We start from the raw sequence: 13,483 nt of genomic DNA, 5'->3' as shown, positions 1-13,483 counted from the left end.
GCAATTACCTTAAAATTATATTTTTTCATCATATTTTTATATTTTATATTACGTCAAATTTAAAACTCACTACCATGTTTAAACTCACCCTTAGACAATCAACCTTCCTTTTATTCTTTTTAATAATCCTTATAGCATGCAACGAAGAACCTACAGAGCCTACCAATGGTGTGGATGGATTAAATGGTTTCAATGCATTGGTGGATGTTCGGGACGAACCTGCCGGAGATAATTGTTCCTCAGGGGGTGTACGAATCTCTGTGGGACAGGATTCCAATGAAAACGGAACGTTGGATGAATCTGAAATATCATCTGTTAGCTTCGTCTGCAATGGAGGAGATGGAAACGATGGATCCAATGGACAAAATGGTACTTCTTTAGTTGCAAGAACGTCACCTGAAAATCCTGGTAACAATTGCGAATCGGGAGGCACCCTTGTTGAAATTGGATCAGATACAAATAGCAACAACTCTTTGGATGACAATGAGGTGCAGAGCACCTTCTATGTATGTAATGGAAGTGATGGAGCTGACGGTGGAGAAAATGGTGCAAATGGTCTCACCAGTTTGATTAGAGTATCTAACAGTACCTCATGCGCCAATGGAGGCCTAACCATTGAGGTAGGATTGGATGATAACGATAACGGCGAACTAGATAATGGTGAAATAAATGCAAGTTACGAACTCTGCAATGGAATTGACGGTACTAATGGGTCGAATGGATCTGATGGTCTAAGCACCCTGATTAATGTCACATCAGAAGGCAGTGGCGAAAACTGCACAAACGGAGGCCTTTTAATCGTAGTAGGAATTGATGATAATAATGATAATGTATTGGATGCGGCCGAAGTAGACGCCACAGCATATGTGTGCAATGGTTCGGATGGCACTGATGGAAATGATGGTTCAAATGGCACTTCCAGTATAACCAGAGTGACAACTGAGTCTGCGGGAGTTAATTGTGCAAATGGCGGATTAAAGATTGAAATCGGCATGGATGATGTGACGCAGGATGGTACACTTCAAAATGAAGAAGTAGACTACACTTATTTTGTGTGCAATGGCTTGGATGGTGCTGATGGATCAAATGGTTCAGATGGGGCTGACGGTATTAGCACTTTTATTCGAACCACAACTGAACCAGACGGAACGAACTGTGCCAATGGAGGAGTGAAAATTGAACTTGGCTTGGATGCCAATGGTAATCAGATATTTGATTCAGGTGAAGAGTATGGAAGCCCCATATATGTGTGCAATGGTCAAAATGGTTCTAACGGAAGCGATGGAGCTGATGGTAAAAGTGTGATAGTTACCTCTGCTCCAGCCGGAGCAGCATGCTCAAACGGAGGAACAACCCTAACGTTTGGTTACGACAACAACAACGATGGAGATCTTGCGGATGGTGGAGATCAAATTCTTACCAGCTATAGTGTCTGCAATGGCTTAAACGGGTCTAATGGAAATGATGGGAACGACGGAGCTAATACAATAATTAGTACGTCGACTGAAAATCCTGGAGCTAACTGTGCAAATGGTGGTTTGGAATTCCAAGTTGGTTTGGATCTTAATGGTAATAATTCCATCGACACGGGTGAGGAAGTAGGCACCTATTATGTTTGTAATGGTGCTGATGGTTCTAATGGTAGTGATGGCAGTGACGGACAAAGTGTATTTGTTGAAAATACAGCATCTGCAAGTTGTGGAACAGCAGGAGGTAGAAGACTGAGATTTGGTTATGACATGAACAATGATGGAGATATTGTTGATGGTGGCGATGTTATTCTTGCAACCGTCCATGTTTGTAACGGGAATGACGGTTCGGATGGCAACTCTGACAATATCTTTGAATTCTATTTTTCGAATGGATTTAATACCTATGCAGATGCAATAGATGTTTCTATTGATAATAGAGGTAACAATGAGTATGGATCCCTTTTAAGTGTTAATAGCTCAGTAGAAAATGATAGCACACATTCCATTCTATATTTTCCTAAAATCATGGACATCATAAATAATGAAGTTGAAGGATCTTCATTTGAGGTTGTCGAAGCAATTCTTTACCTAAGAGCGGCAGTTCCATCAGAAAAAGGTAGCCCTCCAAATAGTGAAAACTGGGTTGGCGTAAAAACGCTTACCAGTGATGCTCCTCTGGTAGAAGACAACAACGCTGATTGGGTTACATCAAATGGTAATGATCCATGGATGAGTCCCGGAGCAGCAGAAACAGAATCCAAAGGAGCAAATGAATTCTCTGACATGTATCGACTTCCAAAAGGTTTTTACTTTAATGGAACCGTACCCTTCCTTCTGAATAGAACCGAGATTACCTCATGGGCTACTAATGAAGATACCAACAAGGGCATGGTCGTGGTGATGCTGGATCGTGTTAATTATGAGATTGACTTTTATAGTAGTGATTATCCAGACGATAAATACTTTAGGCCAACACTATATATTAAAGTTAAGACTGGTATTAAAGGACGAACAACATCCCTGTCAGATAAAGAATACAAAGCCAGATGGAATAGCCTGACTTATAAGGATAAACTTGATCCTCTAAAAAGAAGAAAACGTGATTAGTAACCTAACCTAGTCGCTAAGCAAAAAGCCCCAACCAAAATATGGAAGGGGCTTTTTCATTGTAGATGTCTGATGTTTTCTTAATTGCTTTTGTTGGGAACCATTTTGAAAGTGTTGGGGCTTTAAAGGAATGGTCAATTTAAGGTTGAACTTCTGAAAAACAGAGACAGCATATACTGTGAGTATGAAAGGGACATCACCCCAACAAATACCCCACACCACTCGGCTGATATAGCATCCAGCCCGTGAGACTATAGCGACCTACATTCGTTTTCATTACTTCGTGAGGTACATCCGCACTTTTGAACATCACACATCTGCCAGCAATTGGATCTATAAGTAGTTCTTCCTCATCTTTGTAGATTTTAAGCTCTCCCCCATCTCCATGTTTCCATCCTTCATTGAGGTATATAATCACAGATATCATCCGGTTGCTGCGATCCTGAAACTGATCCACATGACGTTTGTAAAAGGTACCTGCAGGATAATGGGCTAAATGGAATTCATACCCGGATAAACTAAGAAAACAGAATCGATTCAATGTGAATTTGATTTCTTCGATTAACTCAAATGCAGGCGACAATGTGATATCTCTGTCCTTATCCAACCAATAGGTAAAGTCTCCTCTGATGGAAGTATCCAGCTGATTATTAAACACCGATCCAAGACCTGCACGCTTGAATTCATCCTCCTCAAGCCTCTGCAACAAGAACTTCCTAACCACCTGGTATAATTCAGGTGAAAGAAAATTGTCAATAACGACATAATCATTTTCTGAAAGCTGATCAACCCAGTCAATCCACTTTTCTTCTGGAAAAAAGTTCACAATTGCGAAAAAGTGAGCGAAATTACACAAACACCACTAATCACCAACCAGTATGAAGCCGGCTATAGAATCAATCAGAACTTTCATTGGCGCTAAGAATTATGAGCTTTCTCGAAGCTTCTACCGAGAATGGGGATTTAATGAATCTATCACCTCTCCTAAAATGTCTTACTTCTCAATTGATAAATTTGGTTTTTACTTACAAGACCATTATTCAAAAGACTGGGTGAACAACTCCATGATATTTCTAGAGGTATCTGACCTTTCCAGCTATTGGGAAGTGTTAAAAGCAAAAAATCTACATAAGAAATATGAGGGGGTAAAATTGGTTGAGCCCACTTCCTTCGATTGGGGTCGGGAAGGGTTTGTATACGATCCATCGGGTGTGCTATGGCACCTGGGGGAATTTAACCAATAATCACTTCTTGTCCTTCGAACAGGATCTTATCTCCCTTACGCAGTTTCTTTCTACGCTGCTTTTCTATGGTTCCATTTACCTGAACCAACCCTTCATCAATAAATTGCTTGGCCTCCCCTCCTGAGCCAACTAACTGCATGATTTTCAATAGTTTATTCAACTCTATAAAGTCGTGTCCTTCCAGTTCGAATGTTTGCATGAAGCAAAGCTGATTAAATTTTGTATCTGATGCTCGAAATAATGCTGGTTATTAACAAATAGTCATTGGAAGCTTCAGACAATTCGCGATAATTCATTCTTGATTCTAATGAGGTATTCCAACGATCACCGAAACGTTTTTGAATTTTCAGTCCAATTCGTCTCGATTCCAGAGTATAGAACTGTTCCGACTGTCCTGTAAATGTCTGATTGAACCTGATATCGGGTGAGAATCCAAAACCTGTAGATAGTTCAATGAAAGTCTCCGTTTGCTTGAAATTCTTCTTTATTTCAAAATCAATAGACGCTGCAGTGAAGGATTTTTTATGAGTATAAAATGGACGCACGGAAAATTCCATACTCTTGCAGTAATACCTCATCGAGGCAGTATAGGTGAGAATATTTTGCGTGGTAAACTGAAGATACCTGGCTCCAATAGATGTCTCTAACTTATTCAAAACTACTGCAAACACCTCTGCACCCATCCGATGATTTGAAAACAACACACTTTGGGAAAAACCATAATTAACATACCCGTATACTTTGTCATTGATAGCCGGGTAGAAATCCATTTCGTATTGAGCTCCATTCAGTTTGAATCTATGGGCATAGTTCACTCTCGCGATCACTGCTCCCCAACTATGTTCTTTGTTCACTTCTATCGAACCATTCAATGCCGGGTCGAATGCTTGATCAAAAACATCAACCCCGAATCGGATGACAACAGCATAAGCTCTTGATTGTTCTTCTAACTTAATTTTTAAATCAAAAGCCTCCAGGTTAGCAGGATTGATTCTCAATACCTCATCCAGTATTTCAATAGCCTGACCTACTTCAGCGTTATATGATAAAATTTGTGCCTTTCTAAATAAAACTTCTTCATGACCTGGATGATATTCCAACGCAAGATCAGCAGTTCCTTGAGCATCGTTAAGGCGACCGCTCCATGCTTGAGCATCAATTTTAGCCATCAATGCGTTTAGGTTATCCTGATTTTTGCTCAATACTTCATCATATATGCGAATCGCCTCATCATATCGGCCTTCCCATGCATATGAACGACCAAGTTGGATTCTTGCATCTTGGTGATCGGGTACGATCTTAAGAATGTATTGGAGTTTTTCCCTCGCTTTAGTATAATCTCCTTCGCCGGCTTCAGACCGGGCATGATCAACTATTACTTGAGGAGATTCTTTTTTCCATTCTTGCGAACATCCAATGTATGGCAAAAGAAACATGAGGCAGGTAAAAAATATCTGTTTCATTTTTTGGTAGTATTTCGATCGTACAAATATCAAAATCCTTTTGAACTGATTTCTGCGCATTTTCCTGACTTTCCATACGTGAATCACTGAATTATATGAATTAGGTAAAATGCGCTCATTTAGAGCTTGAGCATTGTAGAGTTTTGAATCACCAAAAAACAAATTTTGCAATGGACACTTTACTAACACACCATGAGCAAAAGGACAAAACCGTTTTAGTCTGTGATACGGATTACATCAGTTCCACACTGGTGTCCTCCATGATAAAAAACAGGCTAGGGTCCAAATGCTACACAGTTTCAGATGGTCGCTCAGGAGCGAAGCTTATCTCAGAAAAAAAAATTGATTTAATCATAACTGAAGTTTTCTTGCCCTATATGTCGGGAATTACTCTTATAGAGACGGTGAGAAATCATATCAATATGACTATACCAATTTTGATTCTCTCCTCTGACGTAAGTAGTCAAATGCGAGAGTCGATGAATGATATGCTTGTCAATACCTTTATTGATAAGCCCATCCATTTAGAGGAATTGATTTACCACACCTCACTCCTGCTTCAATTAAACAAACCTGAAAAATCATGATACTAAATTCTACTATAATATTGGTAAGTATGACTATCATGATTCTTATCAGCGCCATACTTTTTTGTTCGATTTTTGTCATAAGATTCTCCAAAACAAAAAGATCCAAAATGAAAAAACGGATCGCTCGTTACATTGCTTTCCTATTAATTCAGGCCATTACTTCGGAGAACAAAGAAGTACACATTAAGAAACTGAAGAAATTCCTTATCCAAAAAGAGAATCCACATGTTTCCCTTAAAGCACTTGCTTCAACGGAGATAGTAAAGCTTGCCAAAGCAATTTCTGACCATCATCTGCCGGCATTGCAAGGACTATTCCTGAATCTTGGTTTGCAGACTTATAATATAAGACAAGCCGAAAAAGGGAACTTAAAGAAAAAACTGAAAGCGTTTGAAGCACTAAGTAAGCTTAGAATAGTAACTGCCATTCCGGTACTTACTCAATATGTTTTAGAAAAAAACAAAGCACTTAGGGCAGAAGCAATTATGTCTTTGATGAGGCTTTCCTACGACCCTTTGTTCTTTCTCGAAAATCCAAAAATTACTATTTCGGTATGGGAAGCAATGAAGATACATGGTTTGCTTAAGGAACTTCCCAAAGAAAAAATCCCACAGTTTACTCGATGGCTCGATCACAAGCAAAAGTCTGTGGTTCTATTCAGTTTACGTATGATATTGCATTACCAACAAAAGGCGGACCTTCACCAACTTAGCCGCCTGGTCAAATCCAAGAGTGCCCGTATAGCCGATGAGGCCCAAAAAGCACTTATCCTTCGTAAAATTCTTGTCTATAGTGATCCGGACGAGGAGGACAATCAGCTAAATGAACCTAATTATGAATTTTCAAAAGTAGCTTGATATGAATCCAATTGAAATCGTAGAACTATACAATGATGTTTTCATTTACTATACCTTGTTTGTATTCTTGGTCTATTTAGGTCAAGCCTTGCTTTCGCGTCACGCATATCGGGAATATAAGTCTGCAAATATTTATTCAGATTATACATTCATCACTAAATCTGAGTATGCTCCCAGGGTATCAGTAATAGCTCCGGCTTACAATGAATCTTTAACCATCGTTGAAAATGTGAAATCCCTAATGGCTCTAAAGTATAGTCATCTGGAGGTAATTGTAGTTAATGACGGCAGCAAAGACGATACAATACAAAAGCTCATTCATAGCTTCGACTTGAAGCTCGATAAGATGAAGCCATTAGGAAAGCTTGACTGTCAACGTGTAAGGTCGGTTTATACCTCTAGAAAATTTTCATTAAGAAAGCTTATAGTAATAGACAAGGAAAATGGAGGCAAGGCTGATGCGCTGAACGCAGGCATCAATTACTCAAGATCAGGATTGGTCGCATGCATTGATGTAGACTGTATTTTACAACCAGACTCCCTGACCAAAATGGTAAAGCCATTTGTCCTGAGCAATAAAACCATAGCAGTAGGCGGGGTAGTGAGAGTGCTAAATGATTCAATCATTGATGATGGGAATATTGTAAAAGTCAGACAATCACGAAATTTCTGGGTGCGTTTTCAAATAATAGAATATGTGCGCGCTTTCTTACTTGGACGCATGGCCTGGAGTAAACTGAATGGTTTGATTTTGATATCAGGTGCTTTCGGGCTATTTAGACGTGATGTGATAATAGGGTGCGGTGGATACGACACTAATACTGTAGGAGAAGATATGGAACTGATAGTAAGAATGAGGAGGTATATGCACGACAATGGACTTCCTTATAAAGTCAAGTACATCCCGGAACCTCTCTGCTGGACAGAGGTACCATCATCATTTGATATACTAAAAAAGCAACGAAGCAGATGGACCAGAGGTACCATCGAAACGCTTGTAAAGCATAAAGACGTTTTCTTCAAAAGAAAATATGGAATAATGGGAATGTTGAGTTTTCCTTTCTGGTTTGTCTTTGAGTGGCTGGCTCCTATTTTGGAATTTGTTGGCATAGTCACACTATTAGTTCTAAGTTTTTTAGGACTAGTTGATTGGAATCACACCTTTCTTGTTCTAGGGTTGGTATACAGTTTTGCTGTGTTCTTCTCCTCTATTACCCTGCTGGCTGAAGAAAACTCGTACTTTAACTACACAAATCGAAATGATATTTTCAGAATACTCTTGATTGCATTACTGGAGCCACTCATATTTCATCCAATTACTGTCTACTTTGCAATTATTGGTAACCTAGAAATGTTGAAGGGCAATAAAGGCTGGGGTGAAATGAAGCGTACCGGGTTCAAATCTTCTTCAATGAGTCCAAACAATGAGCTGCTTGCTATAGAATAGTAAAAACTCAATCTTTCCGAGTTTATTAGGTAATTTTTAATATTTATTCTTAAAAATAGAAACATATCTATTAACCTTGTCGTATTATTAATTCTTAAAAGTAGAAAGTAATCTAACCTGTCACATTGAGCCTGTCGAAATGGACATTAAAAAATCAACCTATGAAAGGATACATCGGGGAATTTGAAGAGCTGGTCTTACTGACCATCGCCAACCTGGCAAAAGATGCCTATGGTGTGGCCATACTCAACGATATTTCAGAACGAGCCAATCGAAAGTTGAGTATCGGTGCACTGCACTCTACACTCACCCGGCTGGAAGAAAAAGGCTATATCTCCTCTTACCTGGGTGAACCTACCAACGAACGAGGCGGTCGTCGAAAGCGCTATTTTGAACTCACGGACAGTGCAGTGACAGAACTAAACAATATGAAAGCGCTCAGAGATCAGCTATGGGCAGGATCTAAAGTCAACCTTTCTATCAAATGAAACGCACTTTAAACCCACCCAAGTTTGCTGAAAAGCTGCTAAAATGGTATGCAGGAAAGGCTGACCTGGAAGATATTCAAGGAGACCTGGATGAGGTCTATGGACTAACCCTTGAACAATCCGGTAAGCTGAAGGCTGACTTCAGATACTGGTATCAGGTACTTTCCCTACTTTTTTCTTACGGACTAAAAAAGCGGAAGTCAAAAGCCGCCTACTCTCCTTTCTATCACAAAAACTCAACTGCAATGATCAAAAACTATTTCAAAATTGCGATTCGCAATTTCTCTAAACACAAACTATTTACATCCTTAAACATCCTTGGCTTAGCGTTGGGAATGTCTATCTGTCTTTTAGCACTTTCCATATCTGTCGCGATCTATCAGACCGACTCGTGGCAGGAGCATAAATCCAGAATCTTTCAGATCAATACCCATATTGTTGATCAGGAAAGCGACCGAACCTTTGGATCCACGTTCAATGCGATGGGGAATCACCTCAAGGTACAATATCCCTTTGTGGAGGATGCAGTCACTATTAAGGATAATTTTAAGCCTGAAGTGAATCATCATGGCAACCTGATGAATTTCCAGGGCTATTTTACCGATCAGTCTTTTCTGGACGTCTTTAGTTACAGGCTAATAAAAGGGGATCAAAAAACTGCCCTCACATCTCCTTCCAGCATTGTCATCACTGAGAAAGTTGCGGAGACACTCTTCCGGGATGAGGATCCTATTGGCAAAATTTTACTTACTGATTATGGCGCTCTGAATGTCACCGGGGTTATGGAAAACCCCAGGCAAACACACTTATATTTTCAGGTGCTCACATCACTTGAAAATCACCCACAGGTGAAAGATGCTAATCTTGACAATGACTGGATGAACCACAGTAGAAACTACGTTTATGCCTTGCTGGATGATCCGGATTCAGAACCGCTATTGGCTGAGGCACTAGAGCAGACCACAGCACAAGCCGCCAACTTCAATCCTGACAGAGAAATAGCATTGGAATATATCAATCTAAATGAAGTGGTTCCTCGCTGGAATATCAGTCAGGCCATAGGAATTGGGTGGGATCAGCCCACCATGATTTTCTTTTTGGTCATTGGACTTTTGGTGCTGCTGCCGGCAGTATTCAACTATACGAATATGTCCATTGCGCGTGCGCTAAAGCGGGCCAAAGAGATTGGCATTCGCAAAGTTGTGGGGGCAGAAAAGCAACAAATCAAAGCGCAGTTTATTATCGAGACCATTATCCTCTCTGTTCTTGCTTTAATAGGTTCACTGGCAATCCTTTATCCCATGAAAAGGGAGTTTTTGTCCATGATCATTGCAGCCGAGGTACTGGATACCAATCCTAGCTTTGTGCAGATTTTAACTTTCCTCATCTTTTCCATCCTCGTTGGAATATTCGCAGGCATGTTCCCGGCTCAGTATTTTGCGAAGCTCAACCCGATTCAGACAATGAAAGGGGAAATTAAAAATGGAAAGAGTAACGTTTCAGGGTTCAAGAAAGGCCTCTTCGTATTCCAGTTTTTCCTTTCGCTGGTGTTCGTAATCGGTGTTATGGCCATCGGTCGTCAACATGCCTATGTCATTAACAACAATCACGGTTTTCAGTCTGATAACATTCTTTCCATACCTTTTGAAGGCATGGATCGTCAAATTGCTATAAACGAGCTACAAAAACACCCGAATGTAAAAGCGCTTACGACCTCCTCCAACTTGCCTGGGCTGTTCCTGGGAGTGATGAAAGATGCTACTTCAAACCAGCAGGACACTATTGAGGTGAATGAAGTATTTATTGGTGATGACTTTATAGAAAACATGCAGATGGAGCTAGCCTGGGGTGAAAGTCAATCACTCAGTCAGTCTAATCAAAATGAAGAGTTGGTTTTAGTGAATGAGTCATTTATTCAAGCCATGAAGGTATTCAATATTCAAAAGGATACCTTGCGATTTGCCCTAGCCGATGGTACTAACTGCCGAATCATTGGTATCTTGAAAGACTTCAATTTTGAGCCTTTAAGTGAGCTGATTAACCCGCTCATGATGCGCTATTCAGTTGAGAATAGTCAATATGCTCTTCTGACAGTCAGCTCTACAAACATTAAACGTACAATTAACGAACTGGAAGATATCTGGCAGGGTATCGATCAGCAGATAAGCTTCCGTGCGACATTCCTGAATGATGAAATCGAGGACGCTTACTATTTCCTTCGGGTTCAGATCAAGTTTTTTAGTGTGCTTAGTGCCCTCGCCATCACTATCTCATGTTTGGGGCTATTAGGAATGGTTTCCTACACCACCGAAAACCGAACAAAAGAAATTGCCGTGCGCAAGATTATGGGCGCTACAGACAGAAGCCTTTATTACCTGCTAACGAAAGACTTCATTAAGCTGATTCTAATCGCAGCGCTAATAGCCATACCTGTCTCCTACGTTTTTTATGATAAGCTTTTCCTTCATTTTCTTATTCGGTACGGGACAGGGCTTGGCTTCATTGAGATTTTCGCCAGCATTCTGTTTTTATTCCTTGTAGGGATTGTTTCCATCTATTGGCAAGCATCCAAAGTAACAAAAGCCAATCCAGCTACCAAGCTGAGGTATGAGTAGATATTATCACTAACTCTCCCCTTCCCCTCTCTAAGAATAGAGAGGGGTGACCGAAGGTCGGGGTGAGTTGATATATCTTCGCTCCATGCCCAATTCCTACTTCCAATTCAAGCAGTTTCGCATCGAACAGGGGCGATCTGGTATGAAAGTAACGACCGATGGATGCTTGTTCGGAGGCTGGGTTGCGAATGAGGTTCAGAGGGCAGATGAACCAACACGAATATTAGACATTGGAGCTGGGACAGGTCTCTTGTCGTTGATGCTTGCACAGGTAACAAAAGAGTCTCAGATTGATGCAATAGAGATCAATAAAAATGCATATCAGGAGGCTACTCAAAACTTTAAAGATTCGAAATGGAGTGACAGACTATTCTGCTATCAAACTTCTATTCAGGACTTCCAGGCTGATCAAAAATATAACTTGATCATTTGTAATCCTCCTTTCTTTAAAGACAGTCAGGAAGGAGATAACGTAAATAAAAACCAGGCATTACATTCAAGTAGTTTAGATGCAACAGATCTACTTAATCATATCATTCGCCTACTTGACTCGAATGGGTGCTGTTACCTCCTCTATCCGGAACGAGAGATGAAAGCATTCAAAAGAATGGCATTAACCAAAGGGCTTTTTCCTGCCCGGCAGATGATTGTAAGAAATCAAAAAGACCATCCAGTATTTCGGGTGATGACTCATTTCAGTTTATTAGAAAAGAAAGAGACAACCAGCGAATTGAACATTCGCAATGCTGATCGTAAATACACCAAAGAGAGTTGGGAACTGCTGAAGGATTATTATTTAGCATATAATTCACCTATCTGAACTTTTTTAATCCCAGGTTACTTTTAGGTTAAAATCAGAATTAACAACCATGCTAGGATTATTCACAGGAAAAAAGAAAAAAATCGAAGAATTTATAAAACAAGGTGCAGTTATTATAGATGTGCGTTCAAAAACCGAATTTGAAGGTGGGCATCTTCGCACAAGCAAAAACATCCCCATGGATAGTATTCCTAGTTACATGGGTCAACTGGACAAAACAAAGCCTATTATCACTTGCTGTGCTTCAGGCATGAGGAGTGGTCAAGTCAAACGCATGCTAAAAGCCAATGGCTTTAAGGCGATGAACGGTGGCGGCTGGATGAGTTTGGAGAAGTATGGGCTGTAAGTCCTTAATAGCATCATCTAGTACCTCAGACTGACAATAAAGTTCCTACATTTAAGCATGCGTGTCACCCTGATCCTGACGAAGGGTGTGGAATAAGCCATAGCTCAAACCAACCATAGTCAATAAAAGGAAGATCCAGTAATTAATCCTGAATATTGGTCGATAAATAATTATAGAAAAAAACGTCTTAAATACTCCTTAAAGTAAGAAATTCGCATTAAATTTTTCGAGTATCTAATCAGATGAAATCATTATCAGTCCTGCTTTTATCAATAGCAATAAACTGCCAAGCCCAATTTTTTGTCCAACAACTGGATCAAATGCAAGTCCAAAACCCAACCGACTTTTATTTGATAACCAATGAAGGAGATACCGTCAGAGGCATCCTGAGAGGTGTTTCATACACAGACAGTTTGATTTCTGCGCTCACCGTAAAAGTGGGCGATGAAAAGAGTAACTATAAAGTTGCTGATGTCATAAAACTAGCAATCATCCCCGGAGAGGATGCTAAACATGAGGATATAGCTTTGGGGAAAGTACTTCAAAACATAGATAATGATGAATTCATCAAAGTACTACCCGATAATGGATGGATATTTTTTGAGCGTATCCAGTTACCGGGCAAGCAGGAAAGATATCAATTAGCCCAACTACTTAACCCGGGGTTTGATTCTAAAATTAAAGTGTACGCGCACCCGGATGCAAGTAGTACTGGTAGTACATCTATTAGCGGAATCACTGTAGGTGGCGCACTGGACAATCAGCATTATGTGGCGTTAGCAGGAGAGCGACCGTTTGTAATCGATGATTTTCGCTACAGAAAACTCGCTCAAGAACGCCTTTATACTGATTGCACACTACTTACCGAGCAAAAACTTAAATGGAAGGATTTTGCAGAGCATGTGTTTAACTATGATCAGAAATGTGACTAGAGATGGAAATTCTTCATTCGATAAATTAACAGAATTAAGTCTTGCCTATAGAGATAAGATAATATCGTCTTCGAGAGCCTCAGACTGACAATGATATTTCCG

At 40.1% G+C, this 13,483-nt stretch carries 13 protein-coding genes; 10 read left to right on the top strand and 3 right to left on the bottom strand.

The genetic code is table 11. From position 1 onward, the window contains the following. The first annotated feature begins 74 nt into the window (after nt 1–74). Nucleotides 75–2,579: a DUF7151 family protein gene (locus tag RIC88_RS14575; RefSeq protein WP_350218291.1), complete on the top strand. Its 2,505-nt coding sequence runs from the start codon at nt 75–77 to the stop codon at nt 2,577–2,579. Nucleotides 2,580–2,775: 196 nt separating this feature from the next. Here the strand turns inward: RIC88_RS14575 and RIC88_RS14570 are convergent, their stop codons facing one another. After that, nucleotides 2,776–3,405 (bottom strand): 2OG-Fe(II) oxygenase, encoded by a 630-nt coding sequence (locus tag RIC88_RS14570; RefSeq protein WP_350218290.1) that lies wholly within the window; start codon nt 3,403–3,405, stop codon nt 2,776–2,778. 52 nt (nt 3,406–3,457) lie between these two features. Here RIC88_RS14570 and RIC88_RS14565 point away from each other — a divergent pair, with 52 nt between their 5' ends. Then, nucleotides 3,458–3,823 carry a VOC family protein gene (locus tag RIC88_RS14565; protein ID WP_350218289.1) on the top strand — a complete coding sequence of 122 codons (366 nt, stop codon included), beginning with the start codon at nt 3,458–3,460 and terminating at the stop codon, nt 3,821–3,823. Here the strand turns inward: RIC88_RS14565 and RIC88_RS14560 are convergent. Beyond that, complete coding sequence (locus tag RIC88_RS14560) at nt 3,813–4,022, bottom strand: RNA-binding S4 domain-containing protein (protein ID WP_350218288.1); 210 nt, start codon at nt 4,020–4,022, stop codon at nt 3,813–3,815. The two genes, RIC88_RS14565 and RIC88_RS14560, sit on opposite strands and share 11 nt — an antisense overlap. A 13-nt stretch (nt 4,023–4,035) precedes the next feature. Then, complete coding sequence (locus tag RIC88_RS14555; RefSeq protein WP_350218287.1) at nt 4,036–5,286, bottom strand: YaiO family outer membrane beta-barrel protein; 1,251 nt, start codon at nt 5,284–5,286, stop codon at nt 4,036–4,038. Nucleotides 5,287–5,456: 170 nt separating this feature from the next. Between RIC88_RS14555 and RIC88_RS14550 the strand changes: the two genes are divergently transcribed. From RIC88_RS14550 to RIC88_RS14515, 8 genes are all read left to right on the top strand, one after another. After that, nucleotides 5,457–5,873, top strand: coding sequence for a response regulator (locus RIC88_RS14550; protein ID WP_350218286.1), 417 nt, complete (start codon nt 5,457–5,459; stop codon nt 5,871–5,873). Nucleotides 5,874–5,983: 110 nt separating this feature from the next. Then, the gene (locus tag RIC88_RS14545) at nt 5,984–6,733 is read left to right on the top strand and encodes a hypothetical protein (protein WP_350218285.1); all 750 of its coding nucleotides are present in this window, start codon (nt 5,984–5,986) and stop codon (nt 6,731–6,733) included. Between the two features lies 1 nt (nt 6,734). Beyond that, nucleotides 6,735–8,180 carry a glycosyltransferase family 2 protein gene (locus tag RIC88_RS14540; protein ID WP_350218284.1) on the top strand — a complete coding sequence of 482 codons (1,446 nt, stop codon included), beginning with the start codon at nt 6,735–6,737 and terminating at the stop codon, nt 8,178–8,180. A 161-nt stretch (nt 8,181–8,341) separates the two neighbouring features. Next, a complete protein-coding gene (locus RIC88_RS14535; RefSeq protein WP_350218283.1) occupies nt 8,342–8,668 on the top strand; it encodes a PadR family transcriptional regulator in 327 nt (108 codons plus the stop codon). Beyond that, the gene (locus tag RIC88_RS14530; protein ID WP_350218282.1) at nt 8,665–11,283 is read left to right on the top strand and encodes an FtsX-like permease family protein; all 2,619 of its coding nucleotides are present in this window, start codon (nt 8,665–8,667) and stop codon (nt 11,281–11,283) included. The genes RIC88_RS14535 and RIC88_RS14530 overlap by 4 nt, the downstream gene beginning before the upstream one ends. 85 nt (nt 11,284–11,368) lie before the next feature. Then, complete coding sequence (locus tag RIC88_RS14525; RefSeq protein WP_350218281.1) at nt 11,369–12,103, top strand: tRNA1(Val) (adenine(37)-N6)-methyltransferase; 735 nt, start codon at nt 11,369–11,371, stop codon at nt 12,101–12,103. Between the two features lie 49 nt (nt 12,104–12,152). Next, nucleotides 12,153–12,449 carry a rhodanese-like domain-containing protein gene (locus RIC88_RS14520; RefSeq protein WP_350218280.1) on the top strand — a complete coding sequence of 99 codons (297 nt, stop codon included), beginning with the start codon at nt 12,153–12,155 and terminating at the stop codon, nt 12,447–12,449. Nucleotides 12,450–12,769: 320 nt separating this feature from the next. Then, entirely contained in the window at nt 12,770–13,381 is a 612-nt protein-coding gene (locus tag RIC88_RS14515) for a hypothetical protein (protein WP_350218279.1), read from the top strand. The last annotated feature ends 102 nt before the right edge of the window (nt 13,382–13,483 follow it).

Source organism: Ekhidna sp. (assembly GCF_040220215.1).
GTDB lineage: Bacteria > Bacteroidota > Bacteroidia > Cytophagales > Cyclobacteriaceae > Ekhidna.
This window is presented reverse-complemented; position numbering and strand designations above follow the sequence as displayed.

Coding starts and splice junctions, on each gene's coding strand:
- RIC88_RS14575 (WP_350218291.1), top strand. CDS start 75: ATGTTTAAACTCACCCTTAGACAATCAACCTTCCTTTTATTCTTTTTA.
- RIC88_RS14565 (WP_350218289.1), top strand. CDS start 3,458: ATGAAGCCGGCTATAGAATCAATCAGAACTTTCATTGGCGCTAAGAAT.
- RIC88_RS14560 (WP_350218288.1), bottom strand. CDS start 4,022: ATGCAAACATTCGAACTGGAAGGACACGACTTTATAGAGTTGAATAAA.
- RIC88_RS14555 (WP_350218287.1), bottom strand. CDS start 5,286: ATGAAACAGATATTTTTTACCTGCCTCATGTTTCTTTTGCCATACATT.
- RIC88_RS14550 (WP_350218286.1), top strand. CDS start 5,457: ATGGACACTTTACTAACACACCATGAGCAAAAGGACAAAACCGTTTTA.
- RIC88_RS14545 (WP_350218285.1), top strand. CDS start 5,984: ATGAAAAAACGGATCGCTCGTTACATTGCTTTCCTATTAATTCAGGCC.
- RIC88_RS14540 (WP_350218284.1), top strand. CDS start 6,735: ATGAATCCAATTGAAATCGTAGAACTATACAATGATGTTTTCATTTAC.
- RIC88_RS14535 (WP_350218283.1), top strand. CDS start 8,342: ATGAAAGGATACATCGGGGAATTTGAAGAGCTGGTCTTACTGACCATC.
- RIC88_RS14530 (WP_350218282.1), top strand. CDS start 8,665: ATGAAACGCACTTTAAACCCACCCAAGTTTGCTGAAAAGCTGCTAAAA.
- RIC88_RS14525 (WP_350218281.1), top strand. CDS start 11,369: ATGCCCAATTCCTACTTCCAATTCAAGCAGTTTCGCATCGAACAGGGG.
- RIC88_RS14520 (WP_350218280.1), top strand. CDS start 12,153: ATGCTAGGATTATTCACAGGAAAAAAGAAAAAAATCGAAGAATTTATA.
- RIC88_RS14515 (WP_350218279.1), top strand. CDS start 12,770: ATGCAAGTCCAAAACCCAACCGACTTTTATTTGATAACCAATGAAGGA.